The sequence below is a fragment of the Mycobacterium sp. E735 genome (genome assembly GCF_001666955.1).
GTDB lineage: Bacteria > Actinomycetota > Actinomycetes > Mycobacteriales > Mycobacteriaceae > Mycobacterium.
In genome coordinates, this window is the sequence record NZ_LZIX01000178.1 from 18,970 (window position 1) to 35,486 (window position 16,517).

Here is a 16,517-nt window from a genome sequence, read left to right on the forward strand (position 1 = left end):
TGAGCGGCTACTGGTCGGTGTCCACCACGTCGACGCGGATGCCGCGGCCACCGATACCGGCGACCAGCGTGCGCAGGGCGGTCGCGGTGCGGCCGCCACGACCGATCACCTTGCCCAGGTCGTCGGGATGGACGTGGACCTCGACAGTTCGGCCGCGGCGGCTGGTCACCATGTCCACCCGGACGTCGTCGGGGTTGTCGACGATCCCGCGAACCAGGTGCTCGACCGCGTCAACGACGACCGTGCTCATCGCCGCGTCAGCTTTCTGTGCTCGACTCGGCCTGCTCGCCGCCCTCGGCGGCCGTCTCGGCCGGCGCGGCTTCAGCAGGAGCCTCCGGCGCGGCGGCCTCGGGCGCGGCGGCCTCCGGCTCGGCGGCCTTCGCGGCCTTCTTGGCCGGCGCCTTCTTCTTCGGCTTCGCGGCCTCGGTGGTGGGACCGCCCTCGGCCTCGGCCAGCGCGGCGTTGAACAGCTCGAGCTTGCTGGGCTTGGGCGGGGCCACCTTCAACCGGCCCTCGGCGCCCGGCAGACCCTTGAACTTCTGCCAGTCGCCGGTGATCTTCAACAGCTTGAGGACGGGCTCGGTGGGCTGAGCGCCCACGGACAGCCAGTACTGGGCACGCTCGGAGTTGATCTCGATGAGGCTCGGGTCTTCCTTCGGGTGGTAGCGACCGATGACCTCGATGGAGCGACCGTCGCGCCGCGTCCGCGCGTCGGCGACGGCGATGCGGTACTGGGGATTGCGGATCTTGCCAAGCCGGGTGAGCTTGATCTTCACAGCCATGGTTAAGCGAGTTCTCCTGTGTTTGTCACGCTGCAATTCAGCAACCGGGGCGGGATGCCCGGGTCCGGTTTTGCCTCGAGTGTGATGACCGGAACGCGATCGTGATCGCGCCGCGGACAGCCGCCCATTGTGCCAGACAGCCGTGCCTAAGCAGAAATTTGCGCTCAGTCGTCGATGTGCGTGGGTGGGTTACTGAATTCGAAACCCCATGGATGCAGGTCAGGACCCATCATGTCGCAGCGTGTGGCGCCGCGGGAACCCGACCCACCATAGGCGGAGTAGAACACCACGCAGCGTTGCCAGTTGCCGTCCGGATCAACCGGTCCGTCACACCTACTGACGGACAACCCGCCATACAGGCAGCCGGCGCCGGCGGGCGGCGCCAAGACGATCGAAGCTCCGCCCAGCAGTCCCGCCGCCAGCCCTACTAAAAAGGATCGTTTCATGATCGTGTGCCCAGTTCAGCCGTCGATGCTGCGCCTCATGGTGCCTCCCGTAGCGAAATGGCTGAGCCGGCTCAATCTTGCCGCGTCTACATGACCTTCTGGAACACCTTGGACTCGGCCCGCCGGGTCATCCGCCAGCCTTCGGGCGTGCGGACGAACTCGTCGTCGTACCAGAGCCCGCAGAACAGCACCTGATCCTTGTCACCCCCGAGCACCATCGGGTTGAAACAGATCACCCGCGACGAAGCCTTGTCGCCGTCGATTTGCACCGAGAAGTTGCCCAGCATGTGCGCGTACACCGGGAAGTTCGGCAGCACCTCCGACAGCCACTTCTTGACCTCGGGATAGCGGCCCTCGATGCCGCCGAGGGCGGTGTAGTCGATGTACGCGTCTTCGGTGAAGACCCTGTCCAGGTCGTCGAAGCGACGGTTGTCGATCGCGGTGGAGTAGTCCACCAGCAGCTGCTGGATCTCTAAGCGGTCGGAAATCTCGGCCAGGCTCAACATGCATCGGACAGTAGACGAAAATCGTCGCCGAAAAGGCCAGGAAGTTAGACTTTCGGCCCATGCGCAAGGTCATGGCCGCAGCAGCGGCCCTGCTGACGGTCGGGGCGTGCAATGCCACCGTCCCCACGTCCTGGGCAGACAGCATGCAGCCGGTCGGCTCGATGCCGATACCGGACGGCCCGGCCCAGACCTGGATCGTCGCCGACCTGGACAGCGGTCAGGTGCTTGCCGGCCGCGACCAGAATGTGGCCCACCCGCCGGCGAGCACCATCAAGGTGCTGTTGGCGTTGGTGACCTTGGACCAGGTGAGCCTGGATTCCACCGTGGTCGCCGATACCGCCGACACCCAGGTGGAGTGCAACTGCGTCGGCGTCAAACCGGGCCACCTCTACACCGCGCGCCAGCTCCTGGACGGCCTGCTGCTGGTCTCGGGCAACGACGCGGCCAACACGCTGGCGCACATGCTGGGCGGACCCGACGCCACGGTCGCCAAGATGAACGCCAAGGCGGCCTCCCTCGGCGCGACCAGCACCCACGCCGCGACGCCGTCCGGCCTCGACGGGCCAGGCGGATCCGGGTCCTCGACGGCGCACGACCTGGCCGTCATCTTCCGCGCCGCGATGGCCAATCCGGTGTTCGCCCAGATCACCGCCGAGCCGTCCGCGATGTTCCCCGGCGATCACGGGGATCAGCCGATCGTCAACCAGGACGAGCTGTTGCAGCGCTACCCCGGCGCGATCGGCGGCAAGACCGGGTTCACCGACGCCGCGCGCAAGACCTTCGTCGGCGCGGCGGCGCGCGGTGGCCGGCGGCTGGTCATAGCCATGATGTACGGCCTGGTGAAGGCCGGCGGCCCGAGCTACTGGGACCAGGCCGCGACGCTGTTCGACTGGGGATTCGCGCTCAACCCGGAGTCCGGCATCGGCTCGCTATAGGTCCGCGCCCGGCGCCGCCGCGGACAGCAGCGTCATCAGCATCGGGATCCGTTGCTCGGCGATCTGCGGCTGCGGCAGCACCCCCTCCACCACGGCGGCCCCGTCGAACACGTTGGTCAGCACCGCCACCAGAACCGGGAACGTCTCCTCGGGAAAGCTCTCGGCGCCGGGCAGGGTGCGGGCCGCCTCCAGAATCTTCGTGGAGTATTGCCGCAGCTCGTTTTGCAAAGTGTCCCTGAGCTTTTCGTCGGTCCGCGCGGCGACCAGCAGCTCGTAGAGCACCGCGTTGCTGGGGGCGGCCGTGACGTCGCGCAGGATCGCCAGCGCGGCTTCGAGCGCCGGCCGATCGGGCGGTATCTCGGCGACCCGTTTGGTGAATGTCTCGAGCTGACGGCGCAACATCTCGGACGCGGTGGCCGCCATGAAATCGCCCATCGTCTCGAAGTGCCGGAACAGGGCACCCACGGACACCCCCGCCCGCTTGGTGATCACGGCGGCCGACGCCCGGGCGTACCCGACCTCGATGATGGTGTCGATGCAGGCGTCGAGAAGCCGGCCCACCGTCTCCTCACGACGCTGCTGTTGGGTTCTGGCCACGTCAGGCCCCGATTTTCGCGGGGCTCTGGCCCCGGTGACGCTGGCCCGCACGCAGGTAGCGGCCCGACTTCACGGTCTGGCCGTAGCCCTCGCGGAACCGGCCCGCGCGGAAGACCACGGCACCGCCCACGCCCGTCGCGACGACGGCGTCGTCGTTGCGGTTGACCATCCGCCGCAAGCCGCCGTAGAAGGGCACCTCCTCCTCGTAGTAGCCCTCGACCGCCTCGTTCAGGCCGGCCGGGTCGATCACCACGAAGTCCGCACGGTCGCCCTGGCGCAGCGTGCCGGCGTCGATGCCGAACCACTCCCCCAGTTCGCCGGTCAGGCGATGCACCGCGTGTTCGGTCGACATGAACGGCGCGCCGGCCCGGTGGGCGTCCCGGGCGCGTTTGAGCAGCTTCAGCGGGAAGTTGTAGAAGGCCATGTTGCGCAGGTGCGCGCCGGCGTCCGAGAAGCCCATGTGCACGCTGCCCTCCTTGGCGAGCGCGTCGAGCAGCTTGGGGCGATGGTTGGCGACGATCGTGGTCCAGCGGACATTGCGTTCGCCGTTCTCGACCAGCACGTCGAGGAATGCATCGAGCGGGTGCAGCTTGCGCTCGTCGGCGATGGCGCCAAAGCTCTTGCCTATCAACGATTTGTCGGGGCACTCGACGATGACCGCGTCGTGGAAGTCGCGGTGCCACAGCGATGGGCCGAGTTTGATGCGGTCGAATTCGCGCCGGAACTGGCGGCGATATTCCTTATCCGCCAGTAAATCGTTGCGCTGCAACTGGTCCCGCAGGTGCAGCGCGGCCGTCCCGGCGCCGAACTCTTCGAAGACCGGCAGGTCGATCCCGTCGGAGTACAGCTCGAACGGCACCGGCAGATGCTGGAAACGGACGCTGGCGCCTAGGATCTTGTTGAGCAGGCGCGTCCCCGGGCCGAAGACGTATACCGACAGCGGCATCGACTTGGCGTCGGCGGATACCAACATGCTCATGCGAACGCCCTTGCCCCGATTGAAGATTCGGCTGCTGGCGAGGAAGAAGAGCATCCCGGTGGACGGCTTGGCCACGTTGGGGGCGCTCTGCAGGATGCGGCCGCGCTTGCGCAGTACCTTGATCAGCCTGCGCCGCTCGCGCCAGGTCGCGAAGGTGGACGGCAGCGCCCGCGACCGGAAGCGTTCACCGTCGAGCTTGTCGATGGCCGCGTCCATGCCCGACATGCCGAGCACCCCGGCGTCGAGCGCCTCGTCGAGCAGGCTTGCCATCCGCTCGACTTCGGCATCGGTGGGCCGCACGGCGGCGTCGGTGGCCCGGTCGAGGCCCATCACCGCGGCCCGCAGGTCCGAATGGCCAAGCAGCGAGCCGATATTCGGGCCGAGCGGCAGGTCGTCGATCGCCTTGATGTATTCCGCCGCCGAGGACCAGGTCTTGTTCTCCAAAGCGCCGTAGACGTATTCGCGGGGCACGGCCTCCACGCGGCTGAACAGGTCGGCGGCGTCCTCGGAGTCGGCGTACACGGTGGACAGCGAGCAGTTTCCGAGCAACACGGTGGTGACGCCGTGGCGCACGGACTCCCGCAGGCCAGGGTCCAGCAACACCTCGGCGTCGTAGTGGGTGTGCACGTCGATGAAGCCGGGCACCACCCACTTGCCCGCCGCGTCGATCACCTCGGGGCAACCCGTCTCGTCAATCGGGCCGTCCGACACCGTGGCCACCACGCCGTCGCGGATGCCCAGCGTGCGGGTCTGCGGTGCACCGCCGGTGCCGTCGAACCACAGCCCGTCGCGAATGATCACGTCGTACGCCACTTTTGCCTCCAGTCGTCGTGTGAAACAGACCGTAACATAGATAGCAAGTACTCGCAATCTTTTCTGCGCTTCGGCGTGGCGCGCCCCTGACCAGGGCCGACGCGAACTCGGCAACGGGCATGCGGCCCGCGGTAGGCCACGCGAACACAGTCCTCGCGGCCGCGCGGGGGTTACGCCGAAGGGGGGAAAACCTTGCCGCGCAGGATCACCAAGTCGGGCCGGCGCAGCACGTCAGCGCCCGATCGCGGGTCGTCGGAATAGCACAGCAGGTCCGCGGACGCGCCGTGATCGAGGCCGGGGCGTCCCAGCCACCGGCGGGCTTCCCAGCACGCCGAGCCCAGGGCCTGGGTCGGGCTCATCCCGATGCCCTTGAGCGCCTCGACCTCGTCGGCGATGCGCCCGGGCGCGACCATGGTGCCCGCGTCACTGCCCGCATAGATCGGCACGCCGGCGTCGCGGGCCGCGGCGAGCCGCCCCGGGCCGCGGGCATGCAGGTCGCGCATGTGGGCGGCGTAGGTCGGGTACTTCGCGGCGGCGGCGTTCGCGATGCCGGGAAAATTCTCGACGATGTTGACCAGCGTGGGAACCAGGACGGTGCCGCGCTCGACCATCAGCTCGATGGTGTCGTCAGTCAGGCCGGTGCCGTGCTCGATGCAGTCGATGCCGGCGTTGATCAGGCCGGGCAGCGCGTCCTCGCTGAAGACATGCGCCGTGACACGGGCGCCGTGGGCGTGCGCCGTCTCGATCGCGGCCTTGAGCACGTCGTCGGACCAGAGCGGGGCGAGGTCGCCGACGCTGCGATCGATCCAGTCGCCGACCAGCTTGATCCAGCCGTCCCCGCGGCGCGCCTCTTGCGCGACCGCCTCGGGCAGCTGCGACTCGTCTTCCAGTTCGCGCGAGAAGCCGGCCGCGTAGCGCTTGGGCCTGGCCAGATGTTTCCCGGCCCGGATGATGCGGGGCAGGTCGTCGTGGTCGTCGAGGCTGCGGGTGTCGGTGGGTGAGCCGCAGTCTCGCAACAGCAGCGCACCGACGTCGCGTTCGATTTCGGCTTGGGCGATCGCGTCGTCGAGCGGGATCTCGCCGTGCTCACCGAGGCCGACGTGGCAGTGCGCGTCGACCAGGCCGGGCAGGATCCAGCCGCCGTCGAAGACGGTGTCGGCGCCGGCGACCGGTTCGGCGCTGATCCGGCCGTCGACGATCCAGAGCTCGGTCGGCGTCTCGTCGGGCAGCCCGACACCTCGCACGTGCATGCGCACGGCGGGCTAGTTCCTACCGTGACGACCCGCTTCGCCCGGCTCCGCCGCGCTCGCGATCGTCACGACTTGCCCGGAAACTTGAGCTTGGACAGGTCGAAGTCGGCCAACCCGGGCGGCAACTCGTTGAGGCCCTCGGGCAGGTGCGACAGGTCGGGGAACCCGGCGGGCATGCCGGGCATCCCGGCGCCGAGCGGGTTGCGGACCTTGGGCGGAGTGGGACCGCGTCCGCCCTTCTTGCCCTTCTTGCCCTTCGCGCCCTTGGCCTTTCGGGTCGCGGACTTGCGGCCCATGCCGGGGATGCCCATGCCGCCGAGCATCGACGACATCATCTTGCGGGCCTCGAAGAAGCGGTCGACCAGCTGGTTGACGTCGGACACCGAGACGCCGGACCCGTTGGCGATGCGCAGCCGCCGCGAGGCGTTGATGATCTTCGGGTCGGCCCGCTCCTCGGGCGTCATGCCGCGGATGATGGCCTGCAGGCGGTCGAGTTGCTTGTCGTCGACCTGGGCCAGCGCGTCTTTCATCTGCCCGGCCCCGGGCAGCATGCCCAGCAGGTTGCCGATCGGGCCCATCTTGCGGATGGCGAGCATCTGCTCCAGGAAGTCCTCGAGTGTCAGCTCGCCGGTGCCGATCTTGGCGGCGGCGGCCGGGGCCTGCTCGGCGTCGAAGACCTGCTCGGCCTGTTCGATCAGGCTCAGCACGTCGCCCATGCCCAGGATGCGGCTGGCCATCCGGTCCGGGTGGAAGACGTCGAAGTCCTCCAGTTTTTCTCCGGTGGAGGCGAAAAGGATTGGGACGCCGGTCACCTCGCGGACCGACAACGCGGCGCCACCGCGGGCGTCGCCGTCGAGCTTGGTCAGCACGACGCCGGTGAAGCCGACGCCCTCGCGGAACGCCTCGGCGGTGGTGACGGCGTCCTGCCCGATCATCGCGTCGAGCACGAACAGGACCTCGTCGGGGTTGACGGCGTCGCGGATGGCCGCGGCCTGGGCCATCAGCTCCTCGTCGATGCCCAGGCGCCCGGCGGTGTCGACGATGACGACGTCGTGGTGCTTCGCGCGGGCTTCGGCGAGCCCGGCGGCGGCCACGGCGACCGGGTCGCCGGGACCCGATTCGGGGGACTCGCCCGGGTGGGGCGCGAACACCGGGACCCCGGCGCGCTCACCGACGACTTGCAGCTGGTTCACGGCGGCCGGCCGCTGCAGGTCGCAGGCCACCAGCAGCGGGGTGTGCCCCTGGCCGCGCAGCCAGGCGGCCAGCTTGCCGGCCAGCGAGGTCTTACCGGAACCCTGCAGACCGGCGAGCATCACCACGGTCGGCGGTGTCTTGGCGAAGGCCAGCTGGCGGGTCTCGCCGCCCAGGATGCCGATGAGCTCTTCGTTGACGATTTTGACGACCTGCTGCGCCGGGTTGAGCGCACCCGAGACCTCGGCGCCCCTGGCGCGGTCCTTGATCCGGGTGACGAATGCCCGCACCACGGGCAGCGACACGTCGGCTTCCAGCAGCGCCAGCCGGATCTCGCGGGTGGTGGCCTCGATGTCGGCGTCGGTCAGTCGACCCTTGCCGCGTAGTCCCTGAAGTGCACCGGTCAACCGGTCGGACAGCGATTCAAACACCCCGCCAGCCTAGTGGTTGTACGGGTTGGCGGCCCCGCCGCCGCCCATCGACCGCGACACATAACCGGCTGTGACGACACGCCGAGGCCGGTCGCAATGGTTTATGTCTCGCGAACCGGCACCGGTGCAGGCGATCGCGCTATTGAATGGTCGGATGCTCGAGGTGATCGACAAAGGATCCTGCACCCGAGACCACCCGGTGCCGCTGCTCTTCGTGCACGGCGGCTGGCACGGCGCATGGTGCTGGGAACATTTCCTGGACTTCTTCGCCGACGCGGGCTATCGCGCGGTTGCGGTGAGCCTGCGCGGGCACGGGGGCAGCCCGACCGCGAAGCCGCTGCACAAGGTTTCCATCGCCGACTACATCGAGGACGTCCGTTCGGTGGCCGACGAATTGGGCGGTTGGCCGGTGCTCATCGGCCATTCGCTGGGCGGCTTCGTCATCCAGCGCTATCTCGAAGAGCACAACGCGCCGGCGGCGGTGCTGGTGGGCTCTGTGCCGCCGAAGGGCGTGCTCACCTTGGCGTTGCGGGTCTGGCGTCGCCGGCCGTCGATGACCATGGAAGCGTGGAGCGACCCCACGCTACTGAAATTCCTGGCGACCCCGGCGCTGGCCCGCGAGTACCTGTTCTGCGCCGACACGCCCGAGGACATCGTCGAATCCTGCAGGCAACGCGCCGGGGCCGAGAGCGTCCGCGCGGCCATGACCGACCCGGTGCTCCGCCGCGTCCGAACCCGGCGGGTGACCACCCCGATCCTGGTCCTGGGCGCCGAGCACGACGGGTTCGTGAGCATCGGCGAAGTACGCGCCACCGCGCGCGCCTACCGGACCGAGCCGCATTTCTTCTCGATGGGGCACAACATGATGCTCGAGCCCGGCTGGGCTGACGTCGCCGAACGCATCCATGCATGGTTGTCGGCGCGCGACCTGGCGAGCCGGGCGCGGTAGCCGCGCTCGAGTCGTTACTGCGCCGAAAAGCGTTGGCGTGCTAGATTTCACAGCCATCGCCTAATCTGGCTGGCCACATCGAAAACTACAACCACCCGGGGGGAAATGTCCGTGCAACCGGTCGCTCGCACGGAGACTTCCGTCGACGACAGCGGCGGCCGGGCGCTGCGCGGATGGCAGCGCAGGGCGCTGGTCAAATACCTGACCGGCCAGCCGCGCGATTTCCTGGCCGTGGCGACCCCGGGATCCGGGAAGACGACGTTCGCGTTGCGGGTGGCGGCCGAACTGCTGGGCCAGCGCGCCGTCGAGCAGATCACCGTCGTGGTGCCCACCGAGCACCTGAAGGTGCAGTGGGCGCAGGCCGCGGCGCGGCACGGCATCGCCCTGGACCCCAAGTTCTCCAACTCCAACGCCCAGATGTCGGGCGAATACCACGGCGTGATGGTCACCTACGCGCAGGTTGCCGCCCACCCCACGCTGCACCGGGTGCGCACCGAGCAGCGCAAGACGCTGGTCGTCTTCGACGAGATCCACCATGGCGGCGACGCCAAGACGTGGGGTGACGCCATCCGCGAGGCCTTCGGCGACGCGACCCGCCGGCTCGCCCTGACCGGCACGCCCTTTCGCAGCGACGACAGCCCCATCCCGTTCGTCGCCTACGAATCCGGCGCCGACGGGGTGCGGCGTTCGCGGGCCGACCACACCTACGGCTATGCCGAGGCGCTGGCCGACGGGGTGGTCCGGCCGGTGGTGTTCTTGGCCTACTCCGGGGAGGCGCGCTGGCGGGACAGCGCCGGCGAGGAGCACGCCGCCCGGCTGGGCGAGCCGCTGACCGCCGAACACACGGCCCGGGCCTGGCGCACGGCGCTCGACCCCGCCGGTGAATGGATGCCCGCGGTGATCGCGGCCGCCGACCAACGGCTGCGCCAGAAGCGCGAGCACGTGCCCGACGCCGGCGGCATGATCATCGCCTCCGACCGCACGGCGGCCCGCGCCTACGCCGCCCTGCTGACGAAGCTGACCTCGGAGGCGCCGACGGTGGTGCTGTCCGACGACCCCGGATCGTCGGCCCGTATCAGCGAATTCGCCGCCGGCACCAGCCGGTGGCTGGTCGCGGTGCGCATGGTCTCCGAGGGCGTCGACGTGCCGCGACTCTCGGTCGGGATCTACGCCACCAGCGCGTCGACGCCCCTGTTCTTCGCACAGGCCATCGGCCGGTTCGTGCGCTCGCGCCGCGTCGGTGAGACCGCGAGCATCTTCCTGCCGTCGGTGCCCAACCTGCTGCAACTCGCCAGCGAGCTGGAGGCCCAGCGCAACCACGTGCTCGGCGAACCGCATCGCCCGGACGAGGACCCCCTCGACGGTGACCCGGCCATCAGAACGCAGACCGAGAAGACCGAGACCGACACCGGCTTCACCTCATTGGGCGCCGACGCGGAGCTGGACCAGGTGATCTTCGACGGGTCGTCGTTCGGCACCGCCGCCCCGGCCGGCAGCGACGAGGAGGCCGACTACCTCGGCATCCCTGGCCTGCTCGACGCCGAGCAGATGCGGGCGCTGCTGCACCGCCGCCAGGACGAGCAGCTGCAGCGGCGGGCCGCGCAGGGCACGCCGGCCGCGGTGTCCGCGGGGCCCACGTTGCACGGCCAGCTGCGCGACCTGCGCCGCGAGCTGAACTCCCTCGTGTCGGCCACCCACCACCGAACGGGCAAGCCGCACGGCTGGATTCACAGCGAACTTCGCCGTCGTTGCGGGGGGCCGCCGATCGCCGCAGCGACCCGCGAGCAGATCCAGGCCCGCATCGAGGCCCTGCGGCGCCTCAACGCCGAGCACTCCTGACGCCTGAGTACGCCTTAGTCGCCGACCGGCTCTTGGAGCACTTCCACCGCGGGGCCGCCCAACACGGCGAGCAGATGCTCCTCGATCGCGGCTCGCGCGTCGCGCTCGGCGTCGGCGGGCACCGACACGCAGAAGACGTCCGCGGCCGTCGAACCGAACGTGTTGACCTTGGCCCAGACGATGTCGGCCCCCGCCTGTTCCAGCGCGCGGGTCAGCAACGCCAGCAGCCCCAGCCGGTCCATGGCGCGGACTTCGAAGATCAACTGGCCGGCGGTCGCCGCGTCGAGCCACAGGATGCGCGGCGGGGCGGTCGACCGGGTGACGGGCACCCCGGCCTGAATCTCGCCGGCCCGCGCGGTCGCGGCGCTGATCGCGTCGCTGTCACGCTTCTCCAGCGTGCTGAGGATGTCGAGGTCACCGGCCAGCGCTCCGTTGAATTGTTGACGCAGCAAGCCCGATTCGGGCGGCGAGCCGAACAGCGGGGACACGACGAACTCGACGATCGCGACGCCGTCGTGAACGTTGGCCAGGGCCGAATGGATTCGCAGCGAGTTCAATGCCAGCACCGCCGCGGCCTTGGAGACCAGCGCCCGCTGATTGGGCGCGATCATCACCGCGGTCAGGCGCTCGCGATCGTTGGGCTTGATCTCAACATGCACACCGCGGTCGGCCGCCAGCGAAAGGTAATGCGGCGCAATCGGTTCCGCCTCGGGAAGCCGCTCGCCCGCCATCACCAACCGGCAGCGGCGGACCAAGTCCTCGATCAGGGACGCCTTCCAGTCGCTCCATACCCCGGGCCCGGTGGCCTTGGAGTCGGCCTCCGCCAGCGCCTGCAGGAGTTCGAGCAGGTGCGGGTCCCCCTGTAGGGCGGCGGCCACCGCCTCGATGATCTGGGGGTCGTTGAGGTCGCTTCGGGTGGCCGTCACCGGCAGCAGGAGATGGTGGCGGACCATGCCCGCGAGCGTGGCGGTGTCCTCGGCGGAGAGGCCCAGCCGCTTGGCGATCGGGATCGCCAGTTCCGCGCCGAGCACGCAGTGGTCGGTGCCGCGCCCCTTGCCGATGTCGTGCAGCAGCGCGCCGAGCGCGAGCAGGTCCGAGCGCGCCACGCGGGTGGTGAGCGGCGCGGCGTTGACGGCGGTTTCGACGATGTGCCGGTCGACGGTCCACTTGTGCGAGACGTCGCGCGGCGGCAGATCGCGCACCGCGTCCCACTCCGGGAAGAGGCGGCCCCACAGCCCGGTGCGGTCCAGCGACTCGATCGTGTCGATCGCCGTGGGCCCGGCCAAAAGCACCACCAGCAGGTCGTCCAGCGCCTCCCGCGGCCATGGCAAGGGCAGGTCCGGAGCGCTGTCGGCCAGCCGTTTGAGCGTGCCTGCGCCGATGGGCAGGCCGGTGCCCGCCGAAGCGGCCGCGACCCGCAGGACGAGCCCGGGGTCGCTTCCGGGTTGGGCATCGCGGGCGAGCACCACCTCGCCGTCGTATTCGACCACGCCCTCGTCCAGCGGTCGCCGCCTGGGGCGCCGCACCAGCGCCGTCAGCCCGCGGCGGGGCAGCGCGTTCTGCGCGGTCCGCAGGCCGGTCTCGGCGTGGTAGGCGATGGTGCGGCTGGCGCTGGACAGCAAGCGCGACAACGCAAATCGATCCCCGACGCCCAACGCGGCGCTCACTTCGTCGGCGAACTGGGCCAGCAGTTGGTCGCGTCCGCGCCCGGATACCAGGTGCAGTTCGGTGCGCACGTCGAGCATCGTCAGGTACGCCGCGTCCAGCGAGCCCCCCGGCGCGTCGGGATGGCCCATACCGCGGCGGTCGATGAGCTGGGCGACGCCCAGCGCGTCGAGAAGTTGGACATCGCGCAGGCCACCACGGCCCGACTTGAGGTCCGGCTCGGCCCGCTGCGCGATGCGCCAACATCGTTGCCAGCGTTCGTATGTCATCGCGACTAGTTCGTCCATGCGGGATCGAATCGCGCTGCGCCACTGGCGTCGCGCCCCGGCGATCAATTCCGCCGACAGCCGCTCGTCCCCGGCGATGTGGCGCGCGTCGAGCATGCCCAACGCGGCCACCAGGTCGTTGTTGGCGACGCTCAGGGCCCCCGAGACGGTCCGCACGCTGTGGTCGAGCCGAACGTTGGCGTCCCACAACGGATACCACAGACCATCGGCGACTCGTTGCAGCACCTCGTCGGATTTGTTGTCGTGCAACAACATCAGGTCGAGATCGGAATAGGGCAGCAGTTCGCGGCGCCCCAACCCACCCACCCCGACGATGGCGAAACCGCTGTCGTCGGTGATGCCGATCTCGTCCGCCTTGGCCGCCAACCAGGATTCATGCAGCTCCAGCCACGCCTTGCGCAGCTCTGCGGGACCAAGCTCGCGGCCCTCCGCCAGCAGCCGGCGCCGCGAGGCTGCCAGATCGCTTGCACCGCAGGCGGTTTGTGCTTCCGCTCCGGATGAGCCGGACGGGCCGGGTGGGTTAGTCATACCCTCCCGGCCCGTCCGGCCTGGTTCAACGATGTGCGACTGCGTTCAGAGGGCATCGGTTCCGCGTTCACCCGTGCGCACTCGCACAATGGTTTCCACGGGGGTGACCCAGACCTTGCCGTCACCGATCTTGCCGGTGCGCGCCGCCCGGACGATGCTGTCCACGACCTTGTCCACCAGGGAATCGTCGATCACCACCTCGATTCGCACCTTCGGCACGAAATCCACCGAGTACTCAGCACCCCGGTAAACCTCGGTGTGGCCCTTCTGCCGCCCGTACCCCTGGATTTCGCTGACCGTCATCCCCAGGACGCCCGCTTCCTCGAGGCTGGTCTTCACGTCATCGAGGGTGAACGGCTTCACGATTGCGGTGACTAGCTTCATGCCTGCTCTGCCTCCACCTTGTCGCCCACTCGATCCTCCTCCAGCCCGTTGCGGTCATCGACGGGAACGCGCGCCGCCGGGAGGACGGATCCTTGCCCACCGATCGTTCCGAAATCGTACGCGCTCTCCGCGTGCTCGGACTCGTCGATGCCCGTTGATTCTTCTTCGGCGGGGACACGCAGCCCGATCGTGTACTTCAGGATCAAAGCCAGGATCAGGGTGACGATGCCGGAGTAGAACAGAACCGCGAAGGCGCCGACCGCCTGCCTTTCCAGCTGTGACCAGCCGCCGCCGTAGAACAGCCCCTTGGACACCCCGGTGACGCCGTTGATGGCGGTGCTCTCCGGCGCGGCGAGCAGCCCCACCAGCAGCGTGCCCGTCAGACCGCCGATCATGTGCACCCCGACCACGTCGAGCGAGTCGTCGAAGCCCAGCTTGAACTTCAGCCCGACCGCCAGCGCGCACACCACGCCGGCCACCAGGCCGACGACGATGGCGCCCAGCACGTTGACGGACGAGCAGGACGGTGTGATGGCCACCAGGCCCGCCACGATGCCCGACGCCGCTCCCAGCGTCGTGGGCTTCCCGTCACGGATGCGCTCGGTAAGCAGCCAGGCCAGCATGGCCGTGGCCGTGGCGACGGTGGTGGTCATGAAGGTCGCACCGGCGGAGCCGTTCGAGCTGGTCGCCGAACCGGCGTTGAACCCGAACCAGCCGAACCACAGCAAGCCGGCGCCGAGCATCACGAACGGCAGGTTGTGCGGACGGAACAGCGTCGTGGGCCAGCCCTTGCGCTTGCCCAGCACGATCGCCAGCGCAAGGCCCGCCACACCGGAGTTGATATGGACCGCGGTCCCTCCGGCGAAGTCGATGGCGTGCAGCTTGTTGTTGATCCAGCCGCCGTGCTCGGACGCGAAGCCGTCCGCCGCGAACACCCAGTGCGCGACGGGGAAGTAGACCAGCGTCGCCCACAGTCCGGAGAACACCAGCCAGGCGGTGAACTTGAGCCGGTCGGCGACCGCACCCGAGATCAGCGCGACGGTGATGATCGCGAACATCAGCTGGAAGGCCACGAAGACGGTCGCGGGCATGGTGCCTGCCAGCGGGATGTCCACCTGCGTGACGCCCTTGCTCGGGTCCGCCTTGACGGCGTTGCCGCCGATAAGCTTTGCCAGGCCCCAATAATCGGTCGGGTTGCCCACGACTCCGCCCCTGTCGTCACCGAACGACATCGAGTAGCCGTAGAGCACCCAGAGCACTGTCACGACGCCCATCGCGCTGATGCTCATCATGATCATGTTGAGCACGCTTCTGGTGCGCACCATGCCGCCGTAGAAGAACGCAAGGCCCGGCGTCATCAACAGCACAAGCGCGGAACTCGCCAACATCCAGGCGGTATCGCCGGTATCGGGTTGGCCCAATTGCGGGAATGCCACTCGCTCACCTCCGGTCAGGACATGAATGGCCGTCAGGCGACGCCTGTGACCTGATCCAGAACCTTGCGCAATGGTTGTTTCCGCAATGGGGCCACTGTGTTTCGGCGGTATTAACGTCCCGCTCGCCGTGTAAGCGGTTTCAGCCGAGCAGCGCGTCGACGAAAGCGCCCGGCTCGAACGGCGCCAGGTCGTCGGGCCCCTCCCCGAGCCCGACAAGCTTCACCGGCACGCCGAGTTCCTGTTGGACGCGGAATACGATGCCGCCCTTGGCCGTTCCGTCCAGCTTGGTCAGCACGGCGCCCGTGATCTCGACGACGTCGGCGAACACCCGCGCCTGGGCCAACCCGTTCTGTCCGATGGTGGCGTCGAGCACCAGCAGCACCTCGTCGACGGCGGCGCGTCGTGTAACCACGCGCTTGACCTTGTCGAGTTCGTCCATCAGCCCGACCTTGGTGTGCAGCCGGCCGGCGGTGTCGATGAGCACCACGTCGGCGCCTGCGGCGATGCCCTTGTCGACGGCGTCGAAAGCCACCGATGCGGGGTCGGCGCCTTCGGGCCCGCGCACCACCTCCGCGCCCACCCGGGAGGCCCAGGTCTGCAGCTGGTCGGCCGCGGCGGCCCGGAAGGTGTCGGCGGCGCCCAGCACGACGCGGCGTCCGTCGGCCACCAAGACCCGCGCCAGCTTGCCGACGGTGGTGGTCTTTCCGGTGCCGTTCACTCCGACGACCAGCAGCACCGACGGGTGGTCGGCGTGCGGCAGGGCGCGGATCGAGCGGTCCATTTCGGGGTGCAGCTCGCGGATGAGCACGTCGCGCAGGACGGCCTTCGCGTCGGCCTCGGAGCGCACGTCGCTGCCGGCCAGGCGGGCGCGCAGCTGCGTCATCACCGAATCGGTGACCACCGGGCCCAGGTCGGCGACCAGAAGGGTGTCCTCGACGTCCTGCCAGGCGTCCTCGTCGAGGTCGCCGCCGCCGATCAGGCCCAGCACGCTGCGCCCCAGCGCGTTCTGCGAGCGGGCCAGCCGGCCGCGCAGCCGCTCCAGCCGGCCCTCCGGCGGCGCGATGGCCTCGATCTCGGGGGCCTCGGGCACCTCGGGGGCCGCCGGCGGCGGCTCGGGGGGCGCTACCGGCGGCGGGGCGATCGTTTCCGGGGCCTCCGGCTCCGGGAGTTCGACCTCGGAGATCGTGCGCCGCGGCGCGTCGCGGGGAATGGTGGCGTCGTCGCCCACCGCGGGCAGGCCGGTGGTGTCGAGCCGGTCGGCCTGGGTCGTTTGGCTGAAGGTGATGCCGGACGACGCGGTGTAGCCGCCCGACCGGTCGATCGCGCCGGGCTCCGGCTTGGCCGTGAAGCTGATCCGCCGGCGGCGGTAGCGCACCAGGCCCAGGACCAGCGCGGCGATGACAACCAGGACGGCGACGACCGCGATGGCGATCCAAAGACCTTGCGACACGCTGACATTGTTTCAAGCGGGCCGGCGCTCAGGGGGCATCGGGTGTGCG

At 69.3% G+C, this 16,517-nt stretch carries 14 protein-coding genes; 3 read left to right on the top strand and 11 right to left on the bottom strand.

Features of this window, described 5'->3' with window-relative positions; translation table 11 throughout:
- Positions 1 to 7 precede the first annotated feature (7 nt).
- From A5704_RS14080 to A5704_RS14090, 3 genes are all read right to left on the bottom strand, one after another.
- Positions 8 to 250: an RNA-binding protein gene (locus A5704_RS14080; protein WP_003878715.1), complete on the bottom strand. Its 243-nt coding sequence runs from the start codon at positions 248 to 250 to the stop codon at positions 8 to 10.
- Between the two features lie 7 nt (positions 251 to 257).
- Positions 258 to 782, bottom strand: a complete 525-nt coding sequence (gene rpsP, locus A5704_RS14085; RefSeq protein ID WP_067889489.1) for a 30S ribosomal protein S16 — start codon at positions 780 to 782, stop codon at positions 258 to 260.
- A 532-nt stretch (positions 783 to 1,314) separates the two neighbouring features.
- Positions 1,315 to 1,734 carry a nuclear transport factor 2 family protein gene (locus A5704_RS14090; RefSeq protein WP_067748161.1) on the bottom strand — a complete coding sequence of 140 codons (420 nt, stop codon included), beginning with the start codon at positions 1,732 to 1,734 and terminating at the stop codon, positions 1,315 to 1,317.
- A gap of 59 nt (positions 1,735 to 1,793) precedes the next feature.
- Between A5704_RS14090 and A5704_RS14095 the strand changes: the two genes are divergently transcribed.
- A complete protein-coding gene (locus tag A5704_RS14095) occupies positions 1,794 to 2,669 on the top strand; it encodes a D-alanyl-D-alanine carboxypeptidase family protein (protein WP_067748163.1) in 876 nt (291 codons plus the stop codon).
- Here A5704_RS14095 and A5704_RS14100 read toward each other — a convergent pair.
- The 4 genes from A5704_RS14100 to ffh form a co-directional block, all read right to left on the bottom strand.
- Entirely contained in the window at positions 2,664 to 3,266 is a 603-nt protein-coding gene (locus A5704_RS14100; RefSeq protein WP_067889492.1) for a TetR/AcrR family transcriptional regulator, read from the bottom strand. The genes A5704_RS14095 and A5704_RS14100 overlap by 6 nt on opposite strands.
- A 1-nt stretch (position 3,267) precedes the next feature.
- Positions 3,268 to 5,070: an amidohydrolase family protein gene (locus A5704_RS14105; protein WP_067889517.1), complete on the bottom strand. Its 1,803-nt coding sequence runs from the start codon at positions 5,068 to 5,070 to the stop codon at positions 3,268 to 3,270.
- Between the two features lie 158 nt (positions 5,071 to 5,228).
- Entirely contained in the window at positions 5,229 to 6,308 is a 1,080-nt protein-coding gene (locus A5704_RS14110) for an amidohydrolase family protein (protein ID WP_156669883.1), read from the bottom strand.
- Between the two features lie 65 nt (positions 6,309 to 6,373).
- Positions 6,374 to 7,930 carry a signal recognition particle protein gene (gene ffh, locus A5704_RS14115; RefSeq protein WP_067889495.1) on the bottom strand — a complete coding sequence of 519 codons (1,557 nt, stop codon included), beginning with the start codon at positions 7,928 to 7,930 and terminating at the stop codon, positions 6,374 to 6,376.
- A 154-nt stretch (positions 7,931 to 8,084) separates the two neighbouring features.
- On the opposite strand from ffh, the gene A5704_RS14120 reads away from it, so the two are divergent.
- Both A5704_RS14120 and A5704_RS14125 read left to right on the top strand, forming a co-directional pair.
- Positions 8,085 to 8,879, top strand: coding sequence for an alpha/beta hydrolase (locus A5704_RS14120; RefSeq protein WP_067748180.1), 795 nt, complete (start codon positions 8,085 to 8,087; stop codon positions 8,877 to 8,879).
- 105 nt (positions 8,880 to 8,984) lie between these two features.
- Positions 8,985 to 10,718: a DEAD/DEAH box helicase gene (locus A5704_RS14125; protein WP_067889498.1), complete on the top strand. Its 1,734-nt coding sequence runs from the start codon at positions 8,985 to 8,987 to the stop codon at positions 10,716 to 10,718.
- 14 nt (positions 10,719 to 10,732) lie between these two features.
- Here the strand turns inward: A5704_RS14125 and A5704_RS14130 are convergent, their stop codons facing one another.
- The 4 genes from A5704_RS14130 to ftsY form a co-directional block, all read right to left on the bottom strand.
- Complete coding sequence (locus A5704_RS14130) at positions 10,733 to 13,198, bottom strand: [protein-PII] uridylyltransferase (RefSeq protein WP_082950485.1); 2,466 nt, start codon at positions 13,196 to 13,198, stop codon at positions 10,733 to 10,735.
- A 45-nt stretch (positions 13,199 to 13,243) separates the two neighbouring features.
- Positions 13,244 to 13,582: a P-II family nitrogen regulator gene (locus A5704_RS14135; protein ID WP_067748184.1), complete on the bottom strand. Its 339-nt coding sequence runs from the start codon at positions 13,580 to 13,582 to the stop codon at positions 13,244 to 13,246.
- Positions 13,579 to 14,970, bottom strand: coding sequence for an ammonium transporter (locus A5704_RS14140; protein WP_067748186.1), 1,392 nt, complete (start codon positions 14,968 to 14,970; stop codon positions 13,579 to 13,581). Before A5704_RS14140 ends, A5704_RS14135 begins: the two co-directional genes overlap by 4 nt.
- 187 nt (positions 14,971 to 15,157) lie before the next feature.
- Positions 15,158 to 16,468: a signal recognition particle-docking protein FtsY gene (ftsY, locus tag A5704_RS14145; protein WP_067748189.1), complete on the bottom strand. Its 1,311-nt coding sequence runs from the start codon at positions 16,466 to 16,468 to the stop codon at positions 15,158 to 15,160.
- Positions 16,469 to 16,517 lie beyond the last annotated feature (49 nt).

Excerpts from the sequence above, each read along its gene's own strand:
- A5704_RS14110 (WP_156669883.1), bottom strand. The coding sequence starts at position 6,308 with ATGCACGTGCGAGGTGTCGGGCTGCCCGACGAGACGCCGACCGAGCTC.
- A5704_RS14080 (WP_003878715.1), bottom strand. The coding sequence starts at position 250 with ATGAGCACGGTCGTCGTTGACGCGGTCGAGCACCTGGTTCGCGGGATC.
- A5704_RS14125 (WP_067889498.1), top strand. The coding sequence starts at position 8,985 with ATGTCCGTGCAACCGGTCGCTCGCACGGAGACTTCCGTCGACGACAGC.
- rpsP (WP_067889489.1), bottom strand. The coding sequence starts at position 782 with ATGGCTGTGAAGATCAAGCTCACCCGGCTTGGCAAGATCCGCAATCCC.
- A5704_RS14135 (WP_067748184.1), bottom strand. The coding sequence starts at position 13,582 with ATGAAGCTAGTCACCGCAATCGTGAAGCCGTTCACCCTCGATGACGTG.
- A5704_RS14120 (WP_067748180.1), top strand. The coding sequence starts at position 8,085 with ATGCTCGAGGTGATCGACAAAGGATCCTGCACCCGAGACCACCCGGTG.
- A5704_RS14090 (WP_067748161.1), bottom strand. The coding sequence starts at position 1,734 with ATGTTGAGCCTGGCCGAGATTTCCGACCGCTTAGAGATCCAGCAGCTG.
- A5704_RS14095 (WP_067748163.1), top strand. The coding sequence starts at position 1,794 with ATGCGCAAGGTCATGGCCGCAGCAGCGGCCCTGCTGACGGTCGGGGCG.
- A5704_RS14140 (WP_067748186.1), bottom strand. The coding sequence starts at position 14,970 with ATGTTGGCGAGTTCCGCGCTTGTGCTGTTGATGACGCCGGGCCTTGCG.
- A5704_RS14130 (WP_082950485.1), bottom strand. The coding sequence starts at position 13,198 with ATGACTAACCCACCCGGCCCGTCCGGCTCATCCGGAGCGGAAGCACAA.